This is a genomic window from Kitasatospora sp. NPDC018058 (assembly GCF_044327205.1).
Lineage (GTDB): Bacteria > Actinomycetota > Actinomycetes > Streptomycetales > Streptomycetaceae > Kitasatospora.
This window is the reverse complement of record NZ_JBIRFA010000028.1, coordinates 59,989-85,719: the sequence shown is the minus strand read 5'-3', so window position 1 is coordinate 85,719 and position 25,731 is coordinate 59,989. Positions and strand designations below refer to the sequence as shown.

General features: G+C 73.5%; 24 protein-coding genes. 10 read left to right on the top strand and 14 right to left on the bottom strand.

Annotated features, from left to right (window positions below):
* Positions 1-34: 34 nt before the first annotated feature.
* Positions 35-292 carry a hypothetical protein gene (locus tag ACH4E7_RS31545; protein WP_396252572.1) on the top strand — a complete coding sequence of 86 codons (258 nt, stop codon included), beginning with the start codon at positions 35-37 and terminating at the stop codon, positions 290-292.
* Positions 293-369: 77 nt separating this feature from the next.
* Here the strand turns inward: ACH4E7_RS31545 and ACH4E7_RS31540 are convergent, their stop codons facing one another.
* Positions 370-1,179, bottom strand: a complete 810-nt coding sequence (locus tag ACH4E7_RS31540) for an isocitrate lyase/phosphoenolpyruvate mutase family protein (protein ID WP_396252571.1) — start codon at positions 1,177-1,179, stop codon at positions 370-372.
* A gap of 11 nt (positions 1,180-1,190) precedes the next feature.
* The gene (locus ACH4E7_RS31535; RefSeq protein ID WP_396252570.1) at positions 1,191-1,682 is read right to left on the bottom strand and encodes a carboxymuconolactone decarboxylase family protein; all 492 of its coding nucleotides are present in this window, start codon (positions 1,680-1,682) and stop codon (positions 1,191-1,193) included.
* A 171-nt stretch (positions 1,683-1,853) separates the two neighbouring features.
* Between ACH4E7_RS31535 and ACH4E7_RS31530 the strand changes: the two genes are divergently transcribed.
* The 3 genes from ACH4E7_RS31530 to ACH4E7_RS31520 all read left to right on the top strand — a co-directional run bounded on the left by ACH4E7_RS31530 (position 1,854) and on the right by ACH4E7_RS31520 (position 4,047).
* Positions 1,854-2,633, top strand: coding sequence for an NRDE family protein (locus ACH4E7_RS31530; RefSeq protein WP_396252569.1), 780 nt, complete (start codon positions 1,854-1,856; stop codon positions 2,631-2,633).
* A gap of 158 nt (positions 2,634-2,791) precedes the next feature.
* Positions 2,792-3,028: a hypothetical protein gene (locus ACH4E7_RS31525; RefSeq protein WP_396252568.1), complete on the top strand. Its 237-nt coding sequence runs from the start codon at positions 2,792-2,794 to the stop codon at positions 3,026-3,028.
* A gap of 101 nt (positions 3,029-3,129) precedes the next feature.
* A complete protein-coding gene (locus ACH4E7_RS31520) occupies positions 3,130-4,047 on the top strand; it encodes an undecaprenyl-diphosphate phosphatase (protein WP_396252567.1) in 918 nt (305 codons plus the stop codon).
* Between the two features lie 132 nt (positions 4,048-4,179).
* Here ACH4E7_RS31520 and sigJ read toward each other — a convergent pair whose 3' ends face one another.
* Positions 4,180-5,064 (bottom strand): RNA polymerase sigma factor SigJ, encoded by an 885-nt coding sequence (gene sigJ, locus ACH4E7_RS31515; RefSeq protein WP_396252601.1) that lies wholly within the window; start codon positions 5,062-5,064, stop codon positions 4,180-4,182.
* 134 nt (positions 5,065-5,198) lie between these two features.
* Here sigJ and ACH4E7_RS31510 point away from each other — a divergent pair, with 134 nt between their 5' ends.
* Positions 5,199-5,648 carry a carboxymuconolactone decarboxylase family protein gene (locus ACH4E7_RS31510; protein WP_396252600.1) on the top strand — a complete coding sequence of 150 codons (450 nt, stop codon included), beginning with the start codon at positions 5,199-5,201 and terminating at the stop codon, positions 5,646-5,648.
* Positions 5,649-5,676: 28 nt separating this feature from the next.
* Positions 5,677-7,098 (top strand): PLP-dependent aminotransferase family protein, encoded by a 1,422-nt coding sequence (locus tag ACH4E7_RS31505; RefSeq protein ID WP_396252566.1) that lies wholly within the window; start codon positions 5,677-5,679, stop codon positions 7,096-7,098.
* A 128-nt stretch (positions 7,099-7,226) separates the two neighbouring features.
* Here ACH4E7_RS31505 and ACH4E7_RS31500 read toward each other — a convergent pair whose 3' ends face one another.
* The 10 genes from ACH4E7_RS31500 to ACH4E7_RS31455 all read right to left on the bottom strand — a co-directional run bounded on the left by ACH4E7_RS31500 (position 7,227) and on the right by ACH4E7_RS31455 (position 18,270).
* Entirely contained in the window at positions 7,227-7,415 is a 189-nt protein-coding gene (locus tag ACH4E7_RS31500) for a DUF6126 family protein (RefSeq protein ID WP_396252565.1), read from the bottom strand.
* 30 nt (positions 7,416-7,445) lie between these two features.
* Entirely contained in the window at positions 7,446-8,081 is a 636-nt protein-coding gene (locus ACH4E7_RS31495; protein ID WP_396252564.1) for a helix-turn-helix domain-containing protein, read from the bottom strand.
* Positions 8,082-8,187: 106 nt separating this feature from the next.
* Positions 8,188-9,900, bottom strand: coding sequence for a pyruvate dehydrogenase (locus tag ACH4E7_RS31490; RefSeq protein ID WP_396252599.1), 1,713 nt, complete (start codon positions 9,898-9,900; stop codon positions 8,188-8,190).
* Between the two features lie 136 nt (positions 9,901-10,036).
* Entirely contained in the window at positions 10,037-12,442 is a 2,406-nt protein-coding gene (locus ACH4E7_RS31485) for a glycoside hydrolase family 65 protein (RefSeq protein ID WP_396252563.1), read from the bottom strand.
* Positions 12,439-13,185 carry an HAD family hydrolase gene (locus ACH4E7_RS31480; protein WP_396252562.1) on the bottom strand — a complete coding sequence of 249 codons (747 nt, stop codon included), beginning with the start codon at positions 13,183-13,185 and terminating at the stop codon, positions 12,439-12,441. The genes ACH4E7_RS31485 and ACH4E7_RS31480 overlap by 4 nt, the downstream gene beginning before the upstream one ends.
* 88 nt (positions 13,186-13,273) lie before the next feature.
* Positions 13,274-14,074 carry a VOC family protein gene (locus tag ACH4E7_RS31475; protein ID WP_396252561.1) on the bottom strand — a complete coding sequence of 267 codons (801 nt, stop codon included), beginning with the start codon at positions 14,072-14,074 and terminating at the stop codon, positions 13,274-13,276.
* 192 nt (positions 14,075-14,266) lie between these two features.
* A complete protein-coding gene (locus tag ACH4E7_RS31470; RefSeq protein WP_396252560.1) occupies positions 14,267-14,716 on the bottom strand; it encodes an SRPBCC domain-containing protein in 450 nt (149 codons plus the stop codon).
* A gap of 141 nt (positions 14,717-14,857) precedes the next feature.
* Positions 14,858-16,510, bottom strand: a complete 1,653-nt coding sequence (locus tag ACH4E7_RS31465) for an LCP family protein (protein WP_396252559.1) — start codon at positions 16,508-16,510, stop codon at positions 14,858-14,860.
* A gap of 422 nt (positions 16,511-16,932) precedes the next feature.
* On the bottom strand, positions 16,933-17,169 hold the full coding sequence (locus ACH4E7_RS31460; protein ID WP_396252558.1) for a hypothetical protein: 237 nt from the start codon (positions 17,167-17,169) through the stop codon (positions 16,933-16,935).
* A 114-nt stretch (positions 17,170-17,283) separates the two neighbouring features.
* Positions 17,284-18,270: a LuxR C-terminal-related transcriptional regulator gene (locus ACH4E7_RS31455; protein ID WP_396252557.1), complete on the bottom strand. Its 987-nt coding sequence runs from the start codon at positions 18,268-18,270 to the stop codon at positions 17,284-17,286.
* Positions 18,271-18,635: 365 nt separating this feature from the next.
* Here ACH4E7_RS31455 and ACH4E7_RS31450 point away from each other — a divergent pair, with 365 nt between their 5' ends.
* The 3 genes from ACH4E7_RS31450 (at position 18,636) to ACH4E7_RS31440 (ending at position 20,687) form a co-directional block, all read left to right on the top strand.
* Positions 18,636-18,872 carry a hypothetical protein gene (locus tag ACH4E7_RS31450; RefSeq protein ID WP_396252556.1) on the top strand — a complete coding sequence of 79 codons (237 nt, stop codon included), beginning with the start codon at positions 18,636-18,638 and terminating at the stop codon, positions 18,870-18,872.
* A gap of 271 nt (positions 18,873-19,143) precedes the next feature.
* Positions 19,144-20,040 (top strand): hypothetical protein, encoded by an 897-nt coding sequence (locus ACH4E7_RS31445; RefSeq protein WP_396252555.1) that lies wholly within the window; start codon positions 19,144-19,146, stop codon positions 20,038-20,040.
* A complete protein-coding gene (locus tag ACH4E7_RS31440; RefSeq protein ID WP_396252554.1) occupies positions 19,974-20,687 on the top strand; it encodes a VOC family protein in 714 nt (237 codons plus the stop codon). Before ACH4E7_RS31445 ends, ACH4E7_RS31440 begins: the two co-directional genes overlap by 67 nt.
* 2 nt (positions 20,688-20,689) lie before the next feature.
* Here the strand turns inward: ACH4E7_RS31440 and ACH4E7_RS31435 are convergent, their stop codons facing one another.
* A complete protein-coding gene (locus ACH4E7_RS31435; protein ID WP_396252553.1) occupies positions 20,690-23,212 on the bottom strand; it encodes an AAA family ATPase in 2,523 nt (840 codons plus the stop codon).
* Between the two features lie 226 nt (positions 23,213-23,438).
* On the opposite strand from ACH4E7_RS31435, the gene ACH4E7_RS31430 reads away from it, so the two are divergent.
* Positions 23,439-25,715 (top strand): TOMM precursor leader peptide-binding protein, encoded by a 2,277-nt coding sequence (locus tag ACH4E7_RS31430; protein WP_396252552.1) that lies wholly within the window; start codon positions 23,439-23,441, stop codon positions 25,713-25,715.
* The last annotated feature ends 16 nt before the right edge of the window (positions 25,716-25,731 follow it).

Sequence of the window (25,731 nt, the reverse complement as noted above, 5' to 3'; positions counted from 1 at the left end):
TTACCTGAAGGCGGCCCGGGTCGTTCGGCAGGGCATGAAGAAACTCGCCACCCTGGCCGCCCTCACCATGGCGGGCCTCGCCCTCGCCGCCCCGGCGGCGTCCGCCACCACCCAGACCGCCAGCTCGCCGGACGCCACCGGCGGCCTCACCGACGGTCTCAACCTCTCCCCCGCCGACCTCGCCCTCCAGACCGCGGGCAAGCTCCCGGTGGTCGGGCACACCGCCGACGAGGTGGAGGCCATCGGCACCAACCAGATGTCCCACCCGGGGCTCAGCGGGCAGATCGGCTGATTCCCGGAACGGCTCACCGGAACGACTCAGGTGACCGGCTGACCGGCCCCCGTCCGGTCAGCCGGTCACCCTGGTGCTCAGCCCGCGGAGAGGGCGTTGAGCTCCTGGTAGGTCAGTCCACCGTCCAGGGAGGTGTACGTGCCGCTCGCGTACACCTCCTCGGCTGCGCGACGGACCGCCGCGTACGCCGCCTTGGCCAGGCCGGGGCCCAGACTGATCCGGGCGACCCCGAGCTTCGCCAGCTCGGCGACCGACGGGAACCCGGGGGCGGCCAGCACGTTCAGCGGGGCCGGGACGGCCGCGACCAGCGCGGCGATGACCTCCGGGTCGGCGATGCCGGGCACGAACACGCCGTCCGCGCCCGCCTCGACGTACATCCGCAGCCGGCGGACCGCCTCGTCGAACCGGCCCTCGGGCTCGCCCAGGCCGTGCAGGAAGACGTCGGTACGGCCGTTGACGAAGAGCGGGACGCCGGCCGCGTCGGCGGCCGCCCGGGCGGCGGCGATCCGCTCGGCGGCCTGTTCCGGGGTGTACTCGGCGTCCTCCAGGTTCACCCCCACCGCGCCGGTGGCGAGCAGCGCGGCGATGGTCTCGCCGACCCCGGCCGCGGTGTCCGCGTAGCCGCTCTCCAGGTCCGCGGTGACCGGCAGAGCGACCGAGCGGACCACCTCGGCGGTCCGGGCCAGCACCTGCTCGCGGTCGGCTCCGCCGCCGTCCGGGCTGCCGAGCGACCAGGACACGCTGGCGCTGGCCGTCGCCACCGCCTTCGCCCCCGCCGCGGCCACCAGCCGGGCGCTCGCCGCGTCCCACACATTGGCCAGCACCACCGGCTCGCCCGGGCGGTGCAGTTCCTTGAGCAGCCGGGCCTTCTCCCGCTGGGTGGTCATCTCGGCTCCGCTCACTTCGCTGCCGGGCTCATGCGGGTGGACACGCCGATCCGGTTCCAGGCGTTGATGGTGGCGATCAGCGCGATCAGCTGGGCGAGTTCGGCCTCGTCGAACTGTGCGGCGGCCTCGTCGTACACCGCGTCCGGCACATGGCCCTGGGTCAGCAGGGTGACCGACTCGGTGAGGTCCAGCGCGGCACGCTCACGGGCGGTGAACCAGGGGGTCTCGCGCCAGGCCGGGAGGGAGACCAGCCGGTGGTCCTGCTCGCCGTTCTCGCGGGCGTCGGTGGCGTGCATGTCGATGCAGAAGGCGCAGCCGTTGATCATCGAGGCGTGCACTTTGACCAGCTCGGCGATCACCGGGTCGACGCCCTGTCGCGACGCCCGGTCCACGGCGATCATGGCCTGGTAGTAGGCGGGGGCGAGCCTCGGCATCGCGAGGCGCTGCTGCGGCGCCGGCACCGGGGCCCCGTTCGTCGTCACGGTCTCGTTCGTCGTCGTCATGACCACCAGCGTAGAAGCGCAGTGGCCTGTGGTCCTGGTGCATTCGGCACCCGGTTTCCTGGGCCACTTCCGGCCCGCGAACAGGAGTGCGATGATCGCTGAGGGGGTCCGCCGGATTCCCCCAGGACCTCGAACAGGACTTCCAGGTCGAGAGTAGGGGGAGACGGGACCGTGTGCACGGCGTTCGTCAGCATCGAGCCGGAGGCGGCGGTCCCGGTGCTGCTGCTGTCCGTCCGGGACGAGTACCTCGGACGCGGCTGGCTGCCGCCCGACCACCACTGGCCGGACCGCCCCGGGCTGCTCGGCGGGCTGGACCTCGCGGCCGGCGGCACCTGGCTGGCCGTCGACCCGGCCCGGCGCACCGCCGCCTGCCTGCTCAACGGCTTCGGCCCGCTCGCCCCCGCCGACACCCGGCTCAGCCGCGGCGAACTGCCGCTCATCGCCGTCCGGCAGGGCGGGATCGGGCACCTCGACCTCACCCCGTACGACCCCTTCCACCTCGTCCAGGTCCGCCCGGACGGCGCCCGGGCCACCAGCTGGGGCGGCGGGAGGCTGGAGGAGAGCGAACTGCCCACCGGGCTCAGCGTGGTGCTCAACGACGGGCTGGAGGGGATGGCCGCCAACCGCACCGCCTCGGAACGGATCCGAAGCCTGATGGCCGCGCGCGCCGACCACTTCCGGGCCCGCTTCGCCGCCGCGCCCCGGCCGGAGCCGACCGGCGAGAAGACGGCCGAACAGGCCTGGGGCGACTGGCTGCCGATCATCACCGGCGACGGGCTGGCGCTCGACGAGGACGCCGCGCTGATCCAGCGGCGGGACTTCGGCGACGGGCGGATCTGGGGCTCCTCCTCGATCTCCCTGCTGGCGCTCGGGCGGGAGCGGCTGCGCTACGACTTCGCGACCGCTCCGGTGCCGGCGGACGGGCCGGGGTGGCGGCGGGTCGCGCTCTGAGGCAGGTCGCGCCCTGGAGCGGGTCGCGCTCTGGAGCAAGTCGCGCCCTGGAGCAGGCCGCGCTCTGAACGGACGGTGCGGAAAAGGACTTGAACCTGACGCTGCGGGAGGCGGCATCGTGGGCGTCCGTCGACCCCTCGCCCCGCAGGAGGCCCGCGATGCCCACGATGCCCGCCCCGCCCGCGACGGACCGCCCCCGCCGCCCGTCCGCCCTGCTGCCCGCCGTCCTGGCCGTCGCCCTGCCGCTGGTGGGCACCCCGCTCGCGGTGACCGCCGGAATGCTGCTCGGCGGCGCCGTCCACCGGGCGGTTCCGGCCACCGCCGTCCCGGGCGCCGTGGCCGGGACGCTGGTCCACCTCCTCGGGGTCGGTGTCGCCCAGACGTACGCTCGATGAACTTCCGGCAGCAAGCCTGCCGGGCGTCTACATGCCCGTAGTAGCTTCGCGGGGACCCCCGGAACCGGCCGGCCCGCAGACCCCCCGAGCGAAGGTGCGCGATGTCCACCCTGACCTACCCGGAAGCGATAGGCGTCGGCCTGCTGCAGGGTGTGACGGAACTCTTCCCGGTCTCCAGCCTCGGCCACAGCATCCTGCTCCCGGCCGTGATCGGCGGGAAGATCCAGCAGGACCTCGACATGACCGCCGACGGCTCCTCCTACCTCGCCGCCCTGGTCGCCCTGCACCTGGCCACCGCGCTCGCGCTGGTGGTCTTCTTCTGGCGCGACTGGGTCCGGGTGATCAGCGGCCTGGTCAGCTCCGCCCGGCACCGCCGGGTGCAGACCCGGGACGAGAGGCTCGCCTGGCTGCTCATCATCTCCACCATCCCGGTCGGCGTGGCCGGCCTGGTCCTGGAGAAGGCGCTGCGGCACGCGCTCGGCAAGCCCGTCCCGGCCGCCGTCTTCCTCGCCCTCAACGGCCTCGTACTGCTCGGCGCCGAGCGGCTCAAGCGCGGCGGCAGCGGACGCCGGCGGGCCGGGCACGCCGCCCCGGTCGACGAGCCGGGCCTGGACCCGGCGGTCGCCTCCGACGCGCGGCTGACCAAGCTCAGCTTCGGCCAGGGAGCCTGGATCGGCGCCGCCCAGATCCTCGCGCTCTTCCCCGGCATCAGCCGCTCCGGCGTCACCATGAGCGCCGGCATCCTGCGCGGGCTGCACCACGAGGACGCCGCCCGGTTCTCCTTCCTGCTCGCCACCCCGGTCATCCTGGCCGCCTCGGTGCTGAAGGTGCCCGAGCTGTTCAAGCCGGAGAACTCCGCCGTGCTCGGCCCGGTCGCCGCGGGCAGCGTCGCCGCCTTCGTGGCCGGCTACATCTCGGTGCGCTTCCTCACCAAGTACTTCGAGACCCGCAGCCTGACGCCGTTCGCGGTGTACTGCTTCCTGGCCGGCGTCGGCAGCGCGGTCTACCTGTCCGTCTGATCCGTCCGAGCCGCCCGGCCAGGACCCGCGCGAGTCCGCCCGGCCGGCCGCGACCGGACACCTGCCCACCGGATCGCGTCCGCCGGGCCGTCCGGCGGGGTGCCGGACGGCCCGCGGGAGGGGTGAGCCGGGTCAGGCGGTGAGGCCCAGGGTGGCCAGGCGGGTCGGGTCGGTGAGAATGTCCATGGCGGTGATCCGGCCGTTGTGGATGGTGAAGGACATGACCGACAGCGGGCGGCCCTCGGCGAAGGAGACCACCCCGGGCGAGCCGTTGACCAGCACCAGGCGGCCCTCGGCGGCGAAGCGGGCGAAGGTGACCGCCTGCGAGGCGACGTCGGCGGCGCCCCGGCGCAGCACGCTCGGCACCAGGGTGCCGCCGTCGGAGCGGGCCACCACCTCGGGGTCGAGCAGGGTCAGCAGGGCGTCGAAGTCGCCGCCCCGGGAGGCGGTCAGGAAGGCCTCGACCACCTCGCGCTTGCGGGCGTTGTCGGAGTCGGCGGCCGGGGTGGCGCCCTGCACCCGGCGGCGGGCGCGGCTGGCCAGCTGGCGCGTGGAGGCGGAGGTACGGCCGAGCACCTCGGCGATCGCGTCGAAGGGCACGTCGAACATGTCGTGCAGGACGAAGGCCACCCGCTCCGCCGGGGCGAGCGTCTCCAGGATCACCATCAGGGCGATCCCGACCGAGTCCGCCACCAGGATCTCGTGCACCGGGTCCAGCGCGACCAGCCCGCTGACCACCGGGTCCGGCAGCCGCACCTGCCCCTCCTGCTCGGGCAGCGGGTCCTCCCGGCGGGAAGCGCGGGAGCGCAGCTGGTCCAGGCAGACCCGGCCGACCACGGTGGTCAGCCAGGCCCCCAGGTTGCGCACCTCATCCACGTCACTGCGGCTCAGCTTCAGCCACGCCTCCTGGACGGCGTCCTCGGCCTCGGCGACCGACCCGAGCATCCGGTAGGCCACGGACCGCAGTTGGGGCCGCTCGGCCTCGAAGCGCTCGGCCAGGGAATCGGCCTGGGAAATTTCCTCGCTCACGTGTCACATCCTCGCGTCGGGATCCGTCGGATCAGTGACGGACGCTAACCGAACAAGAGGAGATCGCGGTGACCACCGCTTCCACCAGCACCGACAGCACCACCCGCACCACCACCGCCCGCATGAAGAACCCCGCCATGGTCCTGCCGGACGCGATGAAGGGCATCCAGAACATCTACAAGGCCGTGTACCAGGGCGGTGTCTGCCCCCGGACCCTGGAGCTCGTCCACCTGCGCGCCAGCCAGATCAACGGCTGCAGCGCCTGCGTGTTCGCAGGTGTCCGGGGCGCCAGGAACCACGGCGAGACCGACGAGCGGCTGCACGCCGTCGCCGCCTGGCGCGAGGCGCCGTTCTTCACCGACGAGGAGCGCGCCGCCCTCGAACTCACCGAGGCGGCCACCCGGATCGCCGACCGCACCGGCAAGGCCGTCCCGGACGAGGTCTGGGACGCGGCCGCCGACCACTTCAACGAGGAGCAGCTCTCCGCGATCATCCTGATGATCAGCCTGACCAACTTCTTCAACCGCCTCAACACCACCATCGAGGAGCCGGCCGGCGCCACCTGGAGCTGAGGGCCCGTCGGCGGGCGAGAATGGGGCCGTGAACGGCTCCTGGACCTCCTTCGGCGGCGATCTGCACCTGGACCTCACCGAGCGGCGCGCCGCCGGTACCGGGCTGCGGGCCGCCCTGGAGGACGCCCTGCGGGAGGCCGTCCAGGACGGCCGGCTCGCCCCCGGCACCCGGCTGCCGTCCTCCCGGGCCCTCGGCGAGGACCTCGGCATCGCCCGCAACACCGTCGTCGAGGCGTACGGCCAGCTCGCCGCGGAGGGCTGGCTCAGCTCCCGGCAGGGCTCCGGCACCACCGTCGCCCGGCGGTCCGTGCCCGCGCCGCCCGTCCGGCCGTCCCGGCCGCAGGAGCGGCGGCGGACCGTCCGGCACGACCTGATGTCCGGACGGCCCGACCTGTCGCTCTTCCCCCGCACCGCCTGGCTCGCCGCCGCCCGCCGCGCCCTCGCCACCGCGCCGCACGAGGCACTCGGCTACGGCAGCCCGCTCGGCCGGATCGAACTGCGGGAGGCGCTCACCCACTACCTGGCCCGGGTCCGCGGCGTGCGCACCGACCCGGACCACCTGCTCATCTGCAACGGCGTCCAGCAGGGCCTGGGCCTGCTCTGCACGGCCCTGCGGGAGCGCGGGGCCCGCTCCCTGGCGGTCGAGGCGTACGGGCTGCCGCCGCAGCACGCCGTGGTGCGGGCCGCGGGGCTGACCACCGTCCCGCTGCCGCTGGACTGCGGGGGCGCCCGGGTCGACCGCCTCGACGCCCGCAGCGGCGCCGTGCTGCTCACCCCGGCCCACCAGTTCCCCACCGGCGCACCGCTGTCCGCCGACCGGCGGGCGGCCGCGGTGCGGTGGGCGCGCGAGCAGGACCGGTACGTGGTCGAGGACGACTACGACGGCGAGTTCCGCTACGACCGGCAGCCGCTCGGCGCGATGCAGGCGCTCGACCCGGAGCGGGTGGTGTACGCGGGCACCGCCGCCAAGAGCCTCGCCCCGGGCCTGCGGCTGGCCTGGCTGGCCCTGCCGGACGCGCTGGTCGAACCGGTCGCCCGGCTGAAGGTGCTGGCCGACACCATGTCCCCGGTGCTCGACCAGCTGACCCTGGCCGAACTGATCACCTCCGGGACGTACGACCGGCACGTACGGCGCTGCCGCCTGCACTACCGGCGCCGCCGCGACCGCCTCGTCGCCGCCCTCGCCGAACACGCCCCGCACGTCGAGGTCACCGGCATCGCCGCCGGCCTCCACGCCGTCCTCCAACTCCCGCCCGGTTCCACCCCCGAACCCGAACTCCTGGCCCGCGCCGAAGCCGCCGGCCTCGCCCTCAGCGGCCTCACCTGGCACCGCGCCGCCCCGGCGGACGACGATGCCCCGCCGGCCCTGGTGATCGGCTACGCCACCCCACCGGAACACGCCTTCCCGGCGGCCCTGGACGCGCTCTGCGAGCTGCTGCGCGAGGCGTGAGGGGGCCGCCCGCCGCGCGGGGCCCGGCGTGCTCGGCGAGTTGCCGCACGCCGGACGGTGCGCCCCCGAAGCGGGCGAGCGCCCGCCTCCGACGGGGGCGGGGGCGGGCGCGGTTCGGGGTGGGTCGACTACTTGTTGCGGTTGCCCAGTTCGAACAGGAGCATGATGAAGCCGGCGAAGGCGTGGATGCCGGCGGTGTAGATCACCAGGCGGAGGTAGACCCGCTTGTTGGCCCACTTGCCGGCGTCCATGGTCTTCGGGCCGGCGGGGGTGTCGGCGGCAGCGGCCGGGGTGGCAGTGGTGGTGGGATCGGCCACGGGGATCTCCTCCAGGGGTCTGACGGCAGGTCAGTGGGTCGCGGCGGGGCCGCCGCCGAGGCAGAGTTCGCCGCCGGGACTCTGCAGCAGGGTGTGGACGAAGAGCAGTTCGACGCCGGCCTCGGAGGCGGCGGCGATGCAGTGCGGGGTGAGCGAGTCGAAGTGGGCGGAGTCGCCGACGTCGAGGTGGTGGACGCGGTCGCCGAGGGTGAGGCGCAGCGCGCCGCGCAGGACGTACAGCCACTCCTCGCCCGGGTGCACCCGGACCACCGCGTCCTGGACGCCCGGCGGGACGTGCACCCGCAACGCCTGCATGGCGCGGCCGGGGGCGCCGGCCCGGCGGTAGCCCCAGCCGCCGGCCCGGCCGGGCTCTATGGCGCCGCCGCGGACCACCGGGTCCGGCTCGGCCATGGTCTCGCCGAGGAGGCCGGAGACCGAGGTGCCGTAGGCGCGGGCGAGACCGAGCAGGACGGGCAGGGAGGGCTGGCGGCGGCCGGTCTCCAGCCGGGACAGATAGGCTGGGGAGAGCCCGACCCGTGCCGCGGCGACCTCCAGGGTGAGGCGGCTGCTGAGCCGGTGCTCGCGGAGGCGGGCGGCGAGTCCGGCGACCTCCTGGTCGTCGAGCCGTTCGCCGGCGGCGGGGGTGCCGGTGGGGCTGGTGGTCATGTGACCAGTGGACACCTCACGTGCCGCACGGGCAAGAAATTTGCCTCAGAGGCAAGTCGTCCGGGGAGCGGTCCGGGATCACCCCGGGAACACCCCTTCGACCCGCTCACGGCCGGGGAATGTTGCGCAGATTGCTGCGGGCCAGGTCGACCATCCGGCCGACGCCGCCGGAGAGCACCGTCCGCCCGGCCGCCAGCGCGAAGCCCTTCAGCTGGGCGGCGGTGATGTGCGGCGGGATGGACAGCGCGTTGGGGTCTGTGACCACGTCCACCAGCGCCGGACCGGGCCGTTCCAGCGCCTCCACGAGCACCTCCCGGACCCGCCCCGGCTCGGCGACCCGCTTGGCCGGGACGCCCATGGCCCGCGCGATGCCCGCGTAGTCCACGTCCCCGTTGTCGATCTCGGACTCCGGGTAGCCGGAGACCAGCATCTCCAGCTTGATCATGCCGAGCGCGCCGTTGTTGAACACCACCGTCTTCACCGGCAGCCGGTGCTTGGCCACCGTGAGCAGTTCGCCGAGCAGCATGCCGATCCCGCCGTCGCCCGCCATCGCGATCACCTGCCGCCCGGGGCAGGCGAGTTGGGCGCCGATCGCGTGCGGGAGGGCGTTGGCCATCGAGCCGTGCAGGAAGGAGCCGATCACCCGGCGCCGGCCGTTCGGCTGCAGGTAGCGGGCGGCCCAGACGTTGTTCATGCCGGTGTCCACGGTGAACACCGCGTCCGGGGCGGCCACCTCGTCCAGCACCGAGGCGACGTACTCGGGGTGGATCGGCAGGTGCCTCTCGATGTCCCGGGTGTAGGCGCCGATCACGTCCTCCAGCGCCCGGCAGTGCTTGCGCAGCATGCCGTCCAGGAAGGACCGGTCCTGCCTCACGTCCAGCAGCGGCAGGACGGCCCGCAGGGTGGCCGCGGCGTCCCCGTGCACGGCCAGTTCCAGCGCGGTGCGACGGCCGAGCCGGGTGGCGTCGTGGTCGACCTGGACGGTGTTCGCCTGCGGGAGGAAGGAGTCGTACGGGAAGTCGGTGCCGAGCAGCAGCACCAGGTCGGCGGAGTGCAGCGCCTCGTGGCAGGCGCCGTAGCCGAGCAGGCCGCTCATGCCGACGTCGTACGGGTTGTCGTACTGGATCCACTCCTTGCCGCGCAGTGAGTGCCCGACCGGCGCGTTCAGCGCCTGGGCGGCCTCCATCACCTCGGGGTGCGCCCCGCGCACCCCGGCGCCGCAGAACAGGACGACCCGGCGGGCCGCGTTGAGCAGCCGCGCCAGTTCCTGCACCTGGGACCAGGGCGGCGCGGCGACGGCCTGCTCGGTGAGGAAGTGGCTGGTGCCGGTGGGCCCGGCGGCGGGGAGGGCGGCGACGTCCCCGGGGAAGGCGAGCACCGAGACACCGTGCGAGCCGAGCGCGTGCTGGATCGCGACCCGGAGCAGCCGGGGCAGCTGGGCGGGGGTGGAGAGCATCTCGCACCAGTTGCTGCAGTCGGTGAACACCCGCTCGGGGTGGGTCTCCTGGAAGAAGCCGGTGCCGATCTGCCCGGACGGGATGTGCGAGGCGAGCGCGAGCACCGGCAGACCGCTGCGCTGGGCGTCGTAGAGGCCCTGGATCAGGTGGGTGTTGCCGGGGCCGCAGGAGCCGGCGCAGACCGCGAGGCGGCCGGAGAGCTCGGCCTCGGCGGCGGCCGCGAAGGCACCGGCCTCCTCGTTGCGGACGTGCACCCAGCTGATGCCCTCGGCCCGGCGGATCGCGTCGACGACGGGGTTGAGGCTGTCGCCGACGACGCCGTAGACCCGCTCCACCCCGGCCTGCCGGAGCACCTCCACCATCTGTTCGGCCACGCTCGCCACGGTGTACCCCTTCGCCGGGCGCCGGGAGTGCGGCCGGGCGCCGGTTGCCACAGGACACCAGCACCCTCCGGCGTCCGGGCCCGCTCCGCATCCGGAGCGGGCCCGGACGGGTGAGCTACTCCGCCGCCAGGTGGTCCTGCTGCCCCAGCTTTCCGGAGACCAGGCCCGACTGGGCTTGGCGGCGGGCGGGTTCGCGGCTGGGGGGCTGGGCGCAGCGTTCCTGGGCGGGCGGGGCGGTGGTGGGCAGGGTGACCGGGGAACCGGCCTTGACCTGCACCGTCTCGCCGTCGTGCCGCAGGTGGATCACCTCGCCGCGGCGCAGCGTGTACGTCGTCCCCTCGTGGGTGATCTGCACCCCGAGCAGGTGGCCGCGCACCAGCAGCGAGAAGCTGAGCTTCATCAGCCCGGAGGGCAGCCGGGGCCGGAAGGAGAGCGTCTCGGTGTGGTCGCGCAGGCCGCCGAAGCCGGCCACCAGGGCGACGCAGGCCCCGGCGAGCGAGGCCATGTGGAGGCCGTCGCGGGTGTTGCCGCCGAGGTCGTGCAGGTCCATCAGGGCGGCTTCGGCGGTGTAGTCGTACGCGAGGTCGAGTTGGCCGACCTCGGCGGCGATGACCGCCTGGGTGCAGGCGGAGAGCGAGGAGTCGCGGACGGTCAGCCGCTCGTAGTAGGCGAAGTTGCGGGCCTTCTGCTCGTCGGTGAAGGCGTCGCCGCGGACCTGCATGGCGAGCACCAGGTCGGCCTGCTTGACCACCTGCTTGCGGTACAGGTCGAAGTACGGGTAGTGCAGCAGCAGCGGGTACTTCTCCGGCGGGGTGTCCTCGAAGTCCCAGACCTGGTGGTGGGTGAAGCCGTCGGCCTGCGGGTGGACGCCGAGGTCCGCGTCGTACGGGATGTACATCGCGGCGGCGGCGTCGCGCCAGGCGGCGGTCTCCTCGGTGTCGACGCCGAGCACGGCGGCCTCGCGCGGGTGGCGGACGGCGGCCTCGGCGGCGGCGCGCAGGTTCGTCTGCGCCATCAGGTTGGTGAAGACGTTGTTGTCGGCGACGGCACTGTACTCGTCGGGGCCGGTGACGCCCTCGATCCGGAACTTCCCGGCGGTGTCGTGGTGGCCGAGCGAGCGCCACATCCGGGCGGTCTCCACCAGGAGTTCGAGGCCGTACTCGCGCTCGAACTCCGCGTCCCCGGTGGCCCGGACGTAGCGGGCGACGGCAGCGGCGATGTCGGCGCCGATGTGGAAGGCCGCGGTGCCGGCCGGCCAGTAGCCGGAGCACTCCTCGCCGCGGATCGTCCGCCAGGGGAACACCGCGCCGGCCAGGCCGAGTTGGGTGGCCCGCTCGCGGGCGAGCGGGAGGGTGGTGTGCCGCCAGCGCAGGGCCTGGTTGACGGCGTTGGGCAGGCAGTAGGTGAGCACGGGCAGGACGAAGGTCTCGGTGTCCCAGAAGCTGTGTCCGTCGTAGCCGGGGCCGGTCAACCCCTTGGCCGGGATGGCCCGTTCCTCGCTGCGGGCGCCGGCCTGCAGGACGTGGAAGACGGCGAACCGGACGGCCTGCTGGAGTTCGACGTCGCCCTCGATCTCGACGTCGCTGGTCTCCCAGAACTCCCCGAGGAAGTCGGCCTGTTCGGCGACCAGGCCGTCCCAGCCGGTGTACCGGGCGGCGGTCAGCGCGGCCTCGACCTGGTCCCGGACGGCGGGCAGCGAGCGGGTGCCGGACCAGCCGTAGGACATGAACTTGACCAGCCGCAGCCGCTGTCCGGCCCCGAGCACGGTGGTGACGCTGATCCGGCACTGGTCGGAGGCCGCCTCGGCGACGGTGTCGAGATTCTCCGGGCCCTCGATGACGTGGTCCATCCCGGCCGCGACCCGGATGCCGCTGAAGCGGGTGCGGTGCACCAGGACGGCCTTGGTGCCGCTGGCGAGGTGTGCCTCGGCCTGCAGCGGGGCCTCCAGGACGGCGGCCGCGCGCGGGTCTCCCTCGGGGCCGCCGGGCAGCTGCTCGTTGGCGACCAGCTCGGACTGGAGCACGATCCGCACCGGCCCGTCCACCGCTTCGACGCTGTACTCCACGGCGGCGATGGCGCGCTGGGTGAGCGAGACGAGCCGGGAGGAGCGCACCCGGATGGTCCGCCCGGCCGGGGAGGTCCACTCGGCCTCGCGGTGCAGCATGCCTTCGCGGAAGTCCAACCAGCGTTTGTGGCTGAGGAGTTCGCCGTAGCGCAGGTCGAACGGCTCGTCGTCCACCAACAGCCGGATGATCTTGCCGTTGGTGACGTTGATGACGCTCTGGCTCGACTCGGGGTAGCCGTAGCCGCCCTCGCCGTACGGGAGCGGGCGCAGTTCGAAGACGCCGTTGAGGTAGGTGCCGGGCAGGCCGTGCGGCTCGCCCTCGTCCAGGTTGGCGCGCAGGCCGATGTGGCCGTTGGAGAGCGCGAAGACCGATTCGGCCCGGGCCAGCGCGGCCAGGTCCAGGCCGCGTTCGGTGATCTGCCAGGGGTCGATCGTGAAGTTGTCCGCGGGACTCATGCCTTGTCCCCCAGCAGTTCGGAAAGGTCGTCGACGACCACGGTGGCGCCGTCGCGGCGCAGTTCGGCGGCCTGCCCGGTGCGGTTGACCCCGACCACCGCACCGAAGCCGCCGGCCCGGCCCGAGGCGACCCCGGCGAGCGCGTCCTCGAAGACGACGGCGTGCGCGGGCTCGACGCCGAGCTCGCGGGCGGCGTACAGGTAGGTGTCGGGGGCGGGCTTGCCGGGCAGGCCCTGCTGCTTGGCGACCACGCCGTCCACGATCACGTCGAACAGCTCCAGGATGCCCGCCGAGCGCAGCACGTCCCGGCAGTTGGCGCTGGAGGAGACCACCGCGCTGGGCAGACCGAGCGCGCGCAACCGGTGCACGTAGGCGACCGAGCCGTCGTAGGGCTTGACCCCCTGCTCGCGGATCAGCCGCAGCACGGTGTCGTTCTTGGCCCGGCTGATCCCTTGCACGGTACGGGCGTTCGGCGGGTCGTCCGCCGCGCCCTCGGGCAGGTCGATGCCCCGGCTGTGCAGGAAGGCCCGGGTGCCGTCCAGGCGCGGGCGGCCGTCCACGTAGGTGTCGTAGTCGGTGACGGCGTCGAAGGGGACGAACTGCCCGCCGGTGCGGGCGGCTTCGGCGCGCAGGAAGGCGTCGAAGGTGTCCTTCCAGGCCGCGGCGTGGACCGTGGCGGTCTGGGTGAGCACCCCGTCGAGGTCGAAGAGGAAAGCGCGGATGTCGTCCGGTAGCCCCAGCATGGGTGCAGTCTTACCCGGGAACGCGGGGGAAACCGCCCATTCCCGGCGGCGCGTCGCGGGAAGGGCGGCTTCCGGTTGCCCCGCGGGATCAGGGCGAGTCGGGCATCTGTGCCTCGGGCGCCTGGATCACCGCGAAGACCGCGCCCTGCGGGTCCTGCACCACGGCCATCCGGCCGGACTGCATGTCGAACGGCGGCTGGATCACCGCGCCGCCGGCCTTCACCAGGGCGTCCACCACCGAGTCGGTGTCGTCCACCGAGAAGTAGGTCATCCAGTGCGAGGGCGTGCCCTGCGCCAGGTACCCGGGGGTCTTCTGCATGCCGCCCACCGTGCGGTCGCCGACGTTCAGCGAGAAGTAGCCGTCCATGCCCTGGATGGTGGCCGGGCGCAGCCCGAGCGTCGGCTGGTAGAAGCGGCCGGCCGCGTCGGTGTCGGCGGTGTTGAGCTCGTTCCAGACCAGCGCGCCGGGCTCGTTGACCACGCCCGCGCCGATGAAGTCCATCGCCTGCCAGACGCCGAACACGGCGCCGGTCGGGTCGGCGGCGACCAGCATCCGGCCGATCGTGCCGATGTCCATCGGCTCGTAGAGGATCGTGCCGCCGGCCGCGGCGATGGCCCGGTTGGCCTCGTCGGCGTCGTCCGAGGCGAGGTACGTGGTCCAGGCGACGGGCGGCACCGGCTGCCCCTCGGGCGCGGACTGCGCCATGATCCCGGCGACCGGGCGGCCGTTGAGCGTGCACACGGCGTAGCCGCCGAACTCGGCCGGGCCGATCTCGCCCTGCCAGCCGAACAGGTCGCGGTAGAAGTCGAGCGCGGCTTGCTGGTCGCTCGCCATCAGGTCGACCCAGCACGGGGTGCCGGGCTTGTACGGATCGGTCACTACGGGCATTGCTGGGCCTCCCGGAGGCGGTGGTGGCCGGCTGTGGTCGTCGGGCGGGCGGCGGCCCGGCCCGACCGGTACGGCCGTCCGCGCGGACGGCGGTACGACGGTGCTACACCGCCCACCTTCGGCCCGCCGCCGCGTTCTCGCCACCGGACGGCGCCCTGGCGGGCGACCTGCCGCGGCCCGGTCACCGGGCGCTCACTCGGTGTCGTGCCGCTTGGTGGTGACGAAGTACGGCTGCACCTTGCCGCTCTGCGCGTAGTCCTTGAGCCGGACCAGCAGTTCGGCCCAGGTGCCGGCCACCATCGGGATGCCCTCCTCGCTGCCCGGCTGCCAGCCGCCGTGCCGGAACAGCAGCCGGGTGCGCTCGGGCGCGTCGGGCTGGTCGGCGAGGTCCCAGCTGATCCAGGTGCCGGCCCAGTGCGGCGGGAAGGCCCCGGCGTTGGCCCACACCACGCGGTCCTGGTCGGCCCGCTCGCGGCGCAGCCGGAAGGGCTCGGGGACGCCGGGGAAGTCGAAGAGCAGTACGTCGCCCTCGCGGTCCACGGCGGTGGTCCACCAGCTGGTCAGCCCGTCGTGGGTGTTGAGCGCGGCGAGGACGACGTCCCGGGGTGCGGCGATGTCGAGCTGCATGGCGATCTCGGGCATGGGGTCCGCCTTTCGGTGACCGGAGGGCCCCCTCCAGGGCGTGCGGGCACGCCCTACGGCCACCATGGCACGACCCCCGGGCCCACGCGCCCCGGGGGGCGCCGGCCCGGGGGTCGTCCCCGCGCTGTCCGGTGGTGGCGGTCAGCCGCCGCTGCCGTAGGTGGTGTTCGCGCAGATGTCGTCGTCCGCCGAGCGGGCGTCGTTGGTGACGGTGGTGGGCAGCGGCTGCGGGGCCGTCGGGGTGCCCGGGGCGGCGCTACCCGCGGTGGGCGTGCCGCTCCCCATGCCGTTGGCCGCCGCGAAGTCCTGGCCGACGATGACCGAGATGCCGCGCGCGCTGCTGGGCTCCAGGGTGGCGCCCGGGAACAGCGCGGCGACCTTCTCGGCGTTCGCCTTCTGGCTGGAGCTGTACTCGATGGTGGTGGTCTTCTGCTTGGTGCTCGCCGCCTGGCCGGCCGTGGTGGCGGTGAACTTGGCGGCCTTCAGCTGCTCGGTCGCCTTCCCGGCCAGGCCGTTGGCGGTCGTCCCGTTGTAGACCGCCACCTTGATCGAGGAGTTGGTGGCGTCCCCGGCCGGGGCGGACGGGGTGCTGGGCGCGGCCTGCGACGGGGCGGCGCTCGTGCTGCCGGCGGCGTCCGGCTGCTGGCCGGTGGCGTTCTGGCCGTCGATGGTCTGGTCGGCCTTGAGGGTCTCCCAGAGCTTGTTGGCGTCCGGCTGGACCAGGTCGATGTTGGCGTCCTGGGTCCGGTAGCGCCAGGGCGCGGTGACGAACTTGAGGTCGTGCATGTCGATGTTCTTCAGCGACAGGCCGAAGGAGAGCAGCTTGTCCGCGGAGTCCAGCCCCGGGTCGACGGTCAGCGACTTCGTCGCCGCGTCGGCCAGCGGCAGCAGGTTGGTGGGGCTCAGCCCGTCCTTCTTCATCTTGGTGGCGAGCGAGCTCATGAAGGCCTGCTGGCGCTTCATCCGGCCGATGTCGGAGCCGTCGCCGATGCCGTGCCGCAGGCGCACGTAGTCGAGCGCCTTCTGGCCGTCCACGGTCTGCTTGCCCTGCGGCAGGACGAGTTCGCCCTTCTTGTGCAGGTTGGGGTTGATGTCGCCCTCGTAGATCGGCTTCGGCAGGCAGATGTCCACGCCGTTGACGGCCTTGGTCATCGCGGCGAAGCCGTTGAAGTCGACCACCATGGTGTGGTCGACCCGGATGCCGGTGACCTTCTCCACCGTGTTCTGGGTGCAGGCCGGGTTGCCGTTGTCGCTGCCGCCGACCGAGAAGGCGGCGTTGAACAGGTCGTTGCCGCCCTTGGTCCACTTGCCGTTGGGCAGCTTGCAGGACGGTATCGGGACGATCGTGTTGCGCGGGATCGAGATGCCCACGGCGTGCTTGTGGTCGGCGTAGACGTGCAGCAGGATCGTGGTGTCCGAGCGGGCGCCGCCGTCCTCGCCGCCGCCGAGGTCGGAGTTGTTGCCGCCCCGGCTGTCCGAGCCGATCAGCAGTACGTTGACCGGCTTGTTGCCGTCCGCGTCCGCCTTGGCCTCCGGCGGGCGGTCGGTGGCTATCGCGTCCGCGTCGAAGGACTTGATGTTGGCGTTCAGCTTGAAGTAGATCGCGCCGCCCGCGCCCGCGATCAGCACCAGGACGCCCGCCGCCGACCAGGCGACGATCTTCTTCACGTTCTTCTTGGGCTTGGCGTTCTTGCGAGCCGCCGCCCGGCCGCCGGCCGTGGCGTCCGCGCCGCCGCCCTTGCCCTGCGCGGCGCGGCGGGCCTCCGCCCGACCGCCGCTGCGCGGCCCGGGCACGGAGCCTGTCGCACCTTCCGTCGTGGGCACGTCCTCGCCCCGAGCCGGGCTCTCGCCCCTCCGACCTGACATGCGCGTACCTTTCACCGACGGAAGCGACGCCCCGGACGATCTGGCGCACCGCACACAGAAGAGACGGACGAGGCCCCTCTCAGGTTGCACGTACGAAAGTCAGTGAAGACCGACCATCGTGGCTTCCGATCATATTGAGAGCGAAGGCGATCACCGCCCTCAGGTACACCTACAACCCCGGAAACCACACGGCGACCGCCCGACAGACCACCCGAAAACACCCGATTCGGACGGCGGCGTCCGCGTCACCGAACACCCGCTTGACCACCTTCGGATCTTCGCCGGGGTGACGATGTTCACGGCCCGCGCCGGATCGCCCTTCATGTCGAACCGGTCGAGGGACCAAGTGTTCACCTCGACGTTGCCGCCGGTCGGGGCCGGGCCTGCTGGGCGAAGCCGAGGCTCCACCCGTCGTCGATCACCAGGACCTTCCGCACGACGCCGAACGGTTTCCGCGTCGTCCCGACGGCGCCGGTGATCCCCTGCTGCTTGAGCCCGTGCATCACCGAGGAGATGAAGGCCTGCCGACGGCGGGTGCGGGCGGAGTCGTCCGCACCCCCGTTCCAGGACCCGCCGGACGGGTCCATCGGCGGCCGACGGAACACAGAAACGGCCGACGCCAACGCCTCGGGCCTTCAACCTGCCCTCGACCGTACCGATTTGGGCTCCGATGCGCACCGCCTCAGCCGGCAGAACGAGCCCTACAGCCAGCCGCGGCGCCCGGCCAGCAGGCCGGCCTCGAAGCGGCTGCGGGCGCCGAGGCGGTCCATCAGGTCGGCCATCATGCGGCGGGTGGTGCGCAGGGAGAGGCCGAGGTGCTTGCCGGCCGCCTCGTCGGTGTAGCCCTGGCCGAGGAGGCGGAGCAGTTCCTGCTCCTGGCGGGTGAGGCCCTGCTCGTCGCGCTCGCGCGGGGCACCGAAGGGGGTCGCGTCGGACCAGGTCTGCTCGAACAGCGAGACCAGGGCGGTGAGCACGCCCGGGGAGGAGATCTGGACGGCGCCCTTGAGGGTGTTGGCCGGGTCGATCGGGACCAGCGCCACCCGGCGGTCGATGACCAGCATCCGCAGTGGTAACGCCGGTACCGTGCGCACCTCGCAGCCCAGTCCGGTCAGCCACTCGGCGTGCTGGACGGTGGCGCGGTCCTTGCGGACCGAGTCCAGGTAGACGGTGCGCATGGTCACGCCGCGGGCGAGCAGCGCCTCGTTGTCGCGGCGACTGGCCTGGAGGGAGGCGGCGGACTGGGCACCGCCGGGGCTGAAGGTGAGCAGTTCGTCGCGGACCGCGCCGACCAGCTCCTCCATCCGCGCCTGCACGGTGGCCATGCCGATCAGCCGCTCGAGTCTGGCGTCCTCGTTCGCCGACTCGTCGCGGAACTGGGCGAGCATGGTGGTGATCTCGGCCTGGCGCCGCTCGAACTCCAGCTGGGCGCGCTGCTGGACCGATTCGTAGTACCGCAGCAGGGCCGGCAGTCCGACCCTCGGGTCGACCGGCCGCAGGCCGCCGGGCGGCTCGCCGGGGACGTCCTCGGCGGGACGGAGCAGGCGGAGGTCGGCGAGTTGGTCGAGGGCCGCACGGACCTGCCCCTCGGCCAGGCCGAGCTTGTCGGCCAGGCCCTTGGCATCCAGCTGATGATCGGTCAGCATCAACCGGTAGACCGCCTGCGCGGAGTCGTCGATCCCCCGCATCATCGGCGCAGCACCCCCCGCAGCGTGTCCCGATCACCCGTACCTCCGCCGGACAAGTCCGCGCCCGATCATGCCAGGGCGCAGTGGTCAGGACAACCGCGGTGACGCTCCGTTTCCGAGCTCCGGATCGGCCCGCCGCAAACAGGGTAATGGAAAGGTAATGGCACCAAGGTGCCACAGCGATCTTCCTGCCGCCCCGCACACCTTCCGGTGCCCCTGGGAGTCGTCCAGACTTTCCGTTGTCGGGGAGCCGCGAGCTCCCCCGCCGGGCCCGCCAATGACCATGGACCGTCATCACCGACGATCGACCGGCGAGGTCGTGGAATTGGCCGGCACGCGCTTCCGAAACACATGTCCTGGGGGATGTCATGCTGCTTTCTTCCCGTAAGTCCGCCTGTACCGTCGCCGTCGCGCTGGCCGTCTCCTGCGGCGTCCTGGCGGGTTCCGCGCACGCCTCGACCGGCTCCGCGCCCGCCGCCGGCGCCACCGCCTCGGCTCCCGCCGCGGCGGACCGCGTCGCCGACGACCCCTCCGCCTGGATCCGCGAGTCCCAGCTGCCGATGCTGGCCGATGCGGCCACCCCGTCCGACTGGCGCTGGGGGTAACAGCCGTGCGCGGCAAGGGCACCTGACGCTTACTCAGCATCACCGACCGACGGGCAGCCGGATCGGACGGTGACCGAGGTCCCGGCGGTCACCGTCCGCGCCCGGTCCATGCCCGGCCTACACCCGGTCCGCGCCCGGCCTGCACCCGGCCCCGCCTGGACGGGGCCCTTGCTGGACGCCCCCCGGCTCCGCGCGCCCCACCCGGGCGGTCGCGGCCGGGGCGAACTCCGGACCTCCCTCAGAAATTGAATGTGCAACAAACCTGTCAGGAGTGACAGTGCCGGTTATCGAGCCGATTGTGCTGAACTTCTTCGGCATCGAGATCGCCCTCGTCCAGGCCGACCGCGACGAGATCTCGTTCCAATTCGGGCCGCACCTCACCGGGATTTCCCGGCACCCGGACCAGCTGCGGGTGGAATTCTCCCGCACCCCGGGGAAGGGCGCGCCCGGTGATTTCCTGGTGCGCCGCAGCGACGGCACGCCATTGCTCCGCCGGACCTTTCGGGGCTGGGGAAACCTGCCCCCGGCGGTGCCGCCGTTCGCGGCCCTGCAGGACCGGTTCTGCCTGGCCCAGGCGGTGGTGCTGGCGAAGGGCGGCGCCACCGTCGCACTGATCGGCGGGCCGTACTCGGAGCAGGCCAATGTGGGCGCCGCGCTGGCGCAGCGTTCCTGGGAGTTCGCCTCCGGACGGCTGCTGGTGCTGGACCGCCGCACCGGGCACGCACTGCCGTACCTCGCGCCGCTGGAGGCGCGCGGCCCGACCGCCGCCCGACTGCGCGGCGCCGGGCTGCCGGAGGGGATGTGGCGTACCGTCACCTCGCCGATCGGCGGCGAGGTGCTGCAGGTGCGACCGGAGTGCCTCGGCCCGACGGTGCCGGTGCGCGCCCGGCTGGCCCCGCCGGCGCTGGTCCGGCTGTGCCGCAGCGTCGACGAGGAAGTCAGGCTGAAGCCGGGGGAGTTCACGGCCCAGACCTGGCCGGCCGGGTCCGCCGGGCTGCTCGCCGGGGCACCGACCCACTGCCTGTACCTGCCCGGCGTGAGCGGGGCGGAGGAGGCGGCGGGTCTGATCGATCATGCAATGACCAAGGAGAAGGACGAGTCGTGCCTCGACGTACCCGCTATGCCATCGGCGCACCGTGCTGGGCTGACTGCATCACTCCCGATCTGAGCGGCAGCCGGGAGTTCTACTCGGCGCTGCTGGGCTGGGAGTTCGTCACGGAGTCGCCCGACTACCAGCTGGCGGTGCTGAGCGGGGAGATCATCGGCGGCTTCGGCGCCGCCCCGGCCGGGCTGCCGCCGCAGGCCTCCTGGAACGTCTACCTGGCGACCAAGGACGCGGACCACAGCTGCGCCCAGGTCGGGGAGCTGTGCGGGCGGGTGGTGATGCCGCCGGTGCCCGCCGGGGACAACGGGCGCCTCCTGCTCGCCGTCGACCCCTCGGGGGTCACGGTCGGCTTCTGGGAGGGCAGTCGGGCCGAGGGCGTGGTGCTGGCCGACGAGCCGGGCGCGATCTGCGGCCACGAGCTGCGGGTGCCGGACGCCTCGCGTGCCGAGTCCTTCTACGGCGCGCTGTTCGGCTACCGGCTCGCCCCGGGCGGGGACTTCGAGCTGGACGGGGTCGCCCACGCCCGGGTGGTGGTGAGCGACCAGGGCCGACCGCTGTGGCTGCCGCACTTCGGCGCGGCCGACCCGGTGGACACCGTCCGCCGGGCGGTGGACCTGGGCGCCCGGCTGGTGCGGCCCGGCCGGGAGGAGGCGCCGGTGCTGCGCGACCCGTGGGGCGCCGAGTTCGGCGTCCTGCCCGTACCGGCCTGAGGTCACAAGGCCTTGACGGCGGCGCCGAGTTCGGGCCTCCCCTTGATCGCCAGCTTGCGGTAGATCCGCCCCAGGTGGGTGTCCACCGTGCGCTTGCTCAGGCAGAGCCGCTCGGCGACCTCCAGGTTGCTCAGGCCCTGCAGCACCAGCTCGGTGACCCGACGCTCGCTCGGGGTCAGCCGGACCGGCCCGGCGTCGCGGGTGCCGATGGCCGGGCCGGTGCGCTCCTCGGCCGGGCGCGGCCGGGCGTCGCCGCCGGGCAGCGGGTCGGCCGCGATGGTCCGGGCGGCGGCGTGTTCGCCGAGCGCCTGGTAGGCCTGCGCCGCATGGACGCGCCAGGGCACGCAGGCCGGGTTGGCGACGCCTCGGGCGGCCAGCTGGTGCCCGCACTCCAGGAAGAGCCGCAGCGCCTCCTGGTGGTCGCCGCGGTGCGCGGCGACCAGGCCGCGGGCCTCCAGGACGACCGCGCGCAGCAGCGGGTGGGCCTCGGCGGGCAGGTCGATCGCGGCGAGTCCGACGGCGTCCACCGGCAGGCCCCGGCGCAGCCGGGCCCGTACGACCAGGGCCTTCGCGGCGCCCACGAGCTCCTCGGCCCGGACCTGCCGGGCCAGTTCGGCGGCCTGCTCGGCGTCGGCCAGCGCGGCGTCCAGCCGGCCCTGGCGGTGGGCGATGTCGGAACGGGCCAGCAGGGCGAGGGCGAGTTCGCCGCGATGGTTCCAGCGCTGGGCGGAGCGGACCGCTCGGCCGGCCCAGGCGGCCGCCTCGTCCAGCCGTCCGGTCCAGGCGTAGGCCATCGCGGCGCCGAGCACGTCCGACCCGGCCTCGGCCGGCGAGACCTTACGCACGCAGCGCGCCGCCAGCCGGACCGCCGTACGGGGCAGGCCCCCGGCGGCGGCCAGGGCGGCCAGCGCGCCGAGCATGCCGGGTGCGGCGGGTTCGGCGGCCCGGGCGCGCAGCGCGGCGAGCGCGGGCCGCAGGGCGGTGCGCCGGCCGGTCAGCAGGGTCTGGGCGGCGAGCGGGAGCAGCAGGTCGGCGGGGGGTTCGGGGGTGGCCGCGAGCGCGCCGGCGGCCTCGGCGAAGGGGATGGCGGCGGCGCCGGCCGCGCTGAGCGCGAGCACCGGGCCGGCGAACGGGCGCAGCAGCCGGGCCCGTTCGACCGGGTCGGCGGCGTCGGCGAGGCCGGCGGCGCAGCGGGCGGCGGCGGCCACGTCGCGGTGGAGTTCGACGGTGCCGAGCTGCCCGGTGAGCGAGCGGACCAGCTCGGGGTCGGCGGCGTCGGCGAGGGCGCGCTGCAGGTAGCGGGCGGCGTCGTCCCAGTGGCCGTCGGCGGCGGCCTCCTTGGCGGCGGTGCGCAGCACCGGGACGGCCCAGTCCAGTCCGGTGGTACCGGAGGACATCAGGTGCTCGGCGGTGCGGGCGGCGGGGGCGCCGAGCCGGACCAGCAGGGCGGCGGCCCGCTCGTGCAGGGCGACCAGGACGCGCGGGTCGGTGCGGGCGAGGACGGCGGTGCGGACCAGCTCGTGCCGGAAGGTCTCGGGCGGGCCGGGTTCGATCAGGTCGGTGCGGCGCAGCGCCTCGCGGGCCTCGTCGACGAGCAGTTCGCCCTGGCCGGTGAGCAGGGCGGCGGTGGCGAGGTCGGCGTCGGCGCCCAGCACGGCGAGGCCGGTGAGGAGTTCGGCGGCCCTGGGGTGGCTGCGCCGCAGCCAGCTGAGGGTGGTGTCGGCGAGGGTGGCGGCGCCGATCCGCAGCACGGTGTCGAGGTCGGGCGAGCCGGCCGAGATCCGGGCGGCGACCAGGCGGGCGGTCAGCTCCTCCAGCACCAGCGGGTTGCCGCGGGAGAGGTTGTGGCAGACGGCGGCCAGCTCGGGGTCGACGGGGGCGTCGAACTCCTCGGCGACCCGTTCGGCCACACAGCTGTCGCAGAGCGGGCCGGGGGTGAGGGTGCGGGCGTGGCCGAGCGCGCCGAGTTCGGCGGCCAGCGGGTCGTCGGCCTCGTCGGCGCTGGTAGCGAGCAGCGCGACGGGCAGGCCGTCGAGGCGGCGGGCGAGGTAGGAGAACCACTGCCGGGACTCCTCGTCGGCCAGGTGCAGATCGTCCACGGCCATCACCACCGGGGTCCGGGAGGTGAGTGAACGGGCCGCGTGAAAAAGGTTGTTCAGGACCCGCTCACGGCCGTTTCCGGCGTTTTCGGAACTCTCCGGAAGGGCCTCGGCGAGGAATTCGTCGGGTGATTCCCCGGGGAATTGCGCGACCACCGCCGCACCGCTTGTCATGCGCATGAACGGATCGAAGAGCTGACGCACCACGCCGTACGGAAAGTCCCGTTCGTTGTCGTGACATCGGGCCCGCAGGACCATCGCCCCGCCCGGCATTCGGGCCAGCGCGGCACGCAGCAGCGCACTCTTCCCGATCCCCCGCGGACCCCTGACCAGCACGACCGCCGATCGACCCGCCCCCGCGCCGGACACCGCGCGGGCCAGCTCGGCCAGCTCCGCCTCCCGGTGCAGCAAAACTCCAGTCGGCACCGCAACCCCCCGTCGACACCTTCCCGCGGACACACCACTATCGCCTCCCCGACCCGCCTGTCAACGCTCGGGACGAATACGTACGGCACTACGTACCGGCGGCACAGAATACGTAATTCCGCGCGATGCGTAACTCCACCACCCGGCCGAATATGCAGTATGTACATCCCTTTTGACGCCGTGTTCGAATATCTGCAACGAACTTGTGAACACAGGGGGATGACTTATGGAGCGTCCGCGACTCAAGGCCCATTTCCTCACCGAGACGGTGGACGAAAAGGTCTTCCTGCTCGGAGAGGGTCAGGACTACCTCGTCCCGGGGGCCGCCGCGGTGCGCCTCCTGCCCTACCTGGACGGACGGCGCACCGTCGCCGAGATCCTCCAGGAACTGGGCACCGAGGTCCCGTTCGGCCAGGCGCTGACCGCGCTGCGCCGCTACGAGGCGGCCGGACACCTCGCCGAGGGCCGGCCCGACCTGCCCGACCGCGTACTCGCCTACTGGGACGCCCAGGGCGTCGACCCGGCCGTCGCCCTGGAGGCCGCCCGGGCCACCGAGCTGCTGGTGCTGGCCCTCGGTGCCGCCGAGGCCGCCCCGCTGGTCGAGGCGCTGACCGCCACCGGCCTGCGGGCCCGTGCCGCGACCGAGGACGAGGCGGTCGCCGCCGGCCCGGACACCCTGGTGATCGCGCTGACCGACGACTACCTGGCCACCGCCCTGGAGCGGCTGAACACCGCCCGGCTGGCCGACGGCCGCCCCTGGCTGCTCGCCAAGCCCACCGGCACCGCCCCCTGGCTCGGCCCGCTGCTGCGCCCCGGCGAGACCGGCTGCTGGAGCTGCCTCGCGCAGCGGATCAGCGGCAACCGTCAGGTCGAGCGCTACCTGGCCGGCAAGCGCGGCGAGACCGTGCCGCTGCACCCCACCCGCGCCGCGATCCCGGCCGGCCCGGCGATGGCCGCCCAGCTGCTGGCCACCGAGACCGCCCGCATCCTCGCCGACGCATGCTGCTCCGCGCTGTCCGGCACCATGGTCAGCCTCGACCTCAACACCCTCCAGACCACCGAGCACACCCTGGTCCGCCAGCCCCAGTGCCCGAGCTGCGGCGACCCGGCGCTGCTCACCGAGCGCAGCCCCAAAGTCGTGCTGCAGCCCAGCCCCGCCCGGCACACCACCGACGGCGGCTACCGCGTCCAGGCCCCGCAGTTCACCTACGACCGGCTGAAGCACCACATCAGCCCGCACCTGGGCGCGATCACCCGCCTCGGCGCGCACGAGGACACCGGCAACGGCATCACCTACAGCTTCACCGCCGGCCACAACTTCGCCATGGTCAACGACAACATGGACCTGCTGCGCCGCAACATGCGCGGCCAGAGCGGCGGCAAGGGCCGCTCCGAGATCCAGGCCAAGGTCAGCGCGATCTGCGAGGCGATCGAGCGCTACTCGGCGGTCTGGCGCGGCGAGGAGCCGGTGGTGCGCGCCGCCTACCGCGACCTCGACCCGGCCGTGGCCGTCCACATGGACACCCTGCTGCAGTTCTCCGACGCCCAGTTCGCCGGCCGCGCCGCGTGGAACGCCGACCCCAAGCACCGGCTGCACCTGGTGCCCGACCCGTTCCCGGTCGACGCCGAGCTGGACTGGTCGCGCGCCTGGTCGCTCACCCACGACGCGGAGCGGCTCGTCCCCTCCGGCTACGCCTGGTACGGCCACCCGGACCTCCAGCAGCACTTCTACTGCGTCGGCGACTCCAACGGCTGCGCCAGCGGCAACACCCTGGAGGAGGCGATCCTGCAGGGCTTCTGCGAGGTCGTCGAGCGCGACGCGGTGGCCCTGTGGTGGTACAACCGGCTCGCCCAGCCCGAGTTCGACCTCGACTCGCTGAACGACCCGTACGTGGACACCATGCGCGCCTTCTACGCCTCGATGGACCGCGAGCTGTGGGTCCTGGACCTCACCTCCGACCTCGGCGTGCCGGTGTTCGCCGCCGTCTCGCGGCGCAAGCACGCGGTCGAGGACATCATGGTCGGCTTCGGCGCCCACCCGGACCCGCGGATCGCCGCGATCCGCGCCCTCACCGAGGTCAACCAGTTCCTCCCCTTCGTCGACCGCCGGGACGAGAACGGCGACACCCTCTACCGCACCGACGACCTGGAGACCCTGGAGTGGTGCAAGACGGCGACGATCGCCGACGAGCCCTGGCTGCTGCCCGACCGTGAGCAGGCCGCCAGTACCCTCGCCGACTTCGCCCCGCTCGTCGGTGACGACCTGGCCGGACACGTCCGGGACTGCGTCGAGCGCGCCGCCAAGGCCGGCGTCGAGGTGATCGTGCTCGACCAGAGCCGCCCCGACCTCGACCTCAGCGTGGTCAAGGTGATCGCCCCCGGCATGCGCCACTTCTGGCGCCGCCTCGCCCCCGGCCGGCTCTACGACGTGCCGGTGCGCCAGGGCCGACTGGCCGCTGCGCACACCGAGGAGCAGCTCAACCCGAAGAACGTCTTCTTCTAGGAACGGCCGGGTGCTG

What these genes read in the sequence shown, in the direction of transcription:
- ACH4E7_RS31545 (WP_396252572.1), top strand. Translation starts at nt 35, where the DNA reads ATGAAGAAACTCGCCACCCTGGCCGCCCTCACCATGGCGGGCCTCGCC.
- ACH4E7_RS31540 (WP_396252571.1), bottom strand. Translation starts at nt 1,179, where the DNA reads ATGACCACCCAGCGGGAGAAGGCCCGGCTGCTCAAGGAACTGCACCGC.
- ACH4E7_RS31535 (WP_396252570.1), bottom strand. Translation starts at nt 1,682, where the DNA reads ATGACGACGACGAACGAGACCGTGACGACGAACGGGGCCCCGGTGCCG.
- ACH4E7_RS31525 (WP_396252568.1), top strand. Translation starts at nt 2,792, where the DNA reads ATGCCCACGATGCCCGCCCCGCCCGCGACGGACCGCCCCCGCCGCCCG.
- ACH4E7_RS31520 (WP_396252567.1), top strand. Translation starts at nt 3,130, where the DNA reads ATGTCCACCCTGACCTACCCGGAAGCGATAGGCGTCGGCCTGCTGCAG.
- ACH4E7_RS31510 (WP_396252600.1), top strand. Translation starts at nt 5,199, where the DNA reads ATGAAGAACCCCGCCATGGTCCTGCCGGACGCGATGAAGGGCATCCAG.
- ACH4E7_RS31495 (WP_396252564.1), bottom strand. Translation starts at nt 8,081, where the DNA reads ATGACCACCAGCCCCACCGGCACCCCCGCCGCCGGCGAACGGCTCGAC.
- ACH4E7_RS31490 (WP_396252599.1), bottom strand. Translation starts at nt 9,900, where the DNA reads ATGGTGGAGGTGCTCCGGCAGGCCGGGGTGGAGCGGGTCTACGGCGTC.
- ACH4E7_RS31485 (WP_396252563.1), bottom strand. Translation starts at nt 12,442, where the DNA reads ATGAGTCCCGCGGACAACTTCACGATCGACCCCTGGCAGATCACCGAA.
- ACH4E7_RS31480 (WP_396252562.1), bottom strand. Translation starts at nt 13,185, where the DNA reads ATGCTGGGGCTACCGGACGACATCCGCGCTTTCCTCTTCGACCTCGAC.
- ACH4E7_RS31475 (WP_396252561.1), bottom strand. Translation starts at nt 14,074, where the DNA reads ATGCCCGTAGTGACCGATCCGTACAAGCCCGGCACCCCGTGCTGGGTC.
- ACH4E7_RS31470 (WP_396252560.1), bottom strand. Translation starts at nt 14,716, where the DNA reads ATGCCCGAGATCGCCATGCAGCTCGACATCGCCGCACCCCGGGACGTC.
- ACH4E7_RS31460 (WP_396252558.1), bottom strand. Translation starts at nt 17,169, where the DNA reads ATGGACCCGTCCGGCGGGTCCTGGAACGGGGGTGCGGACGACTCCGCC.
- ACH4E7_RS31455 (WP_396252557.1), bottom strand. Translation starts at nt 18,270, where the DNA reads ATGATGCGGGGGATCGACGACTCCGCGCAGGCGGTCTACCGGTTGATG.
- ACH4E7_RS31450 (WP_396252556.1), top strand. Translation starts at nt 18,636, where the DNA reads ATGCTGCTTTCTTCCCGTAAGTCCGCCTGTACCGTCGCCGTCGCGCTG.
- ACH4E7_RS31430 (WP_396252552.1), top strand. Translation starts at nt 23,439, where the DNA reads ATGGAGCGTCCGCGACTCAAGGCCCATTTCCTCACCGAGACGGTGGAC.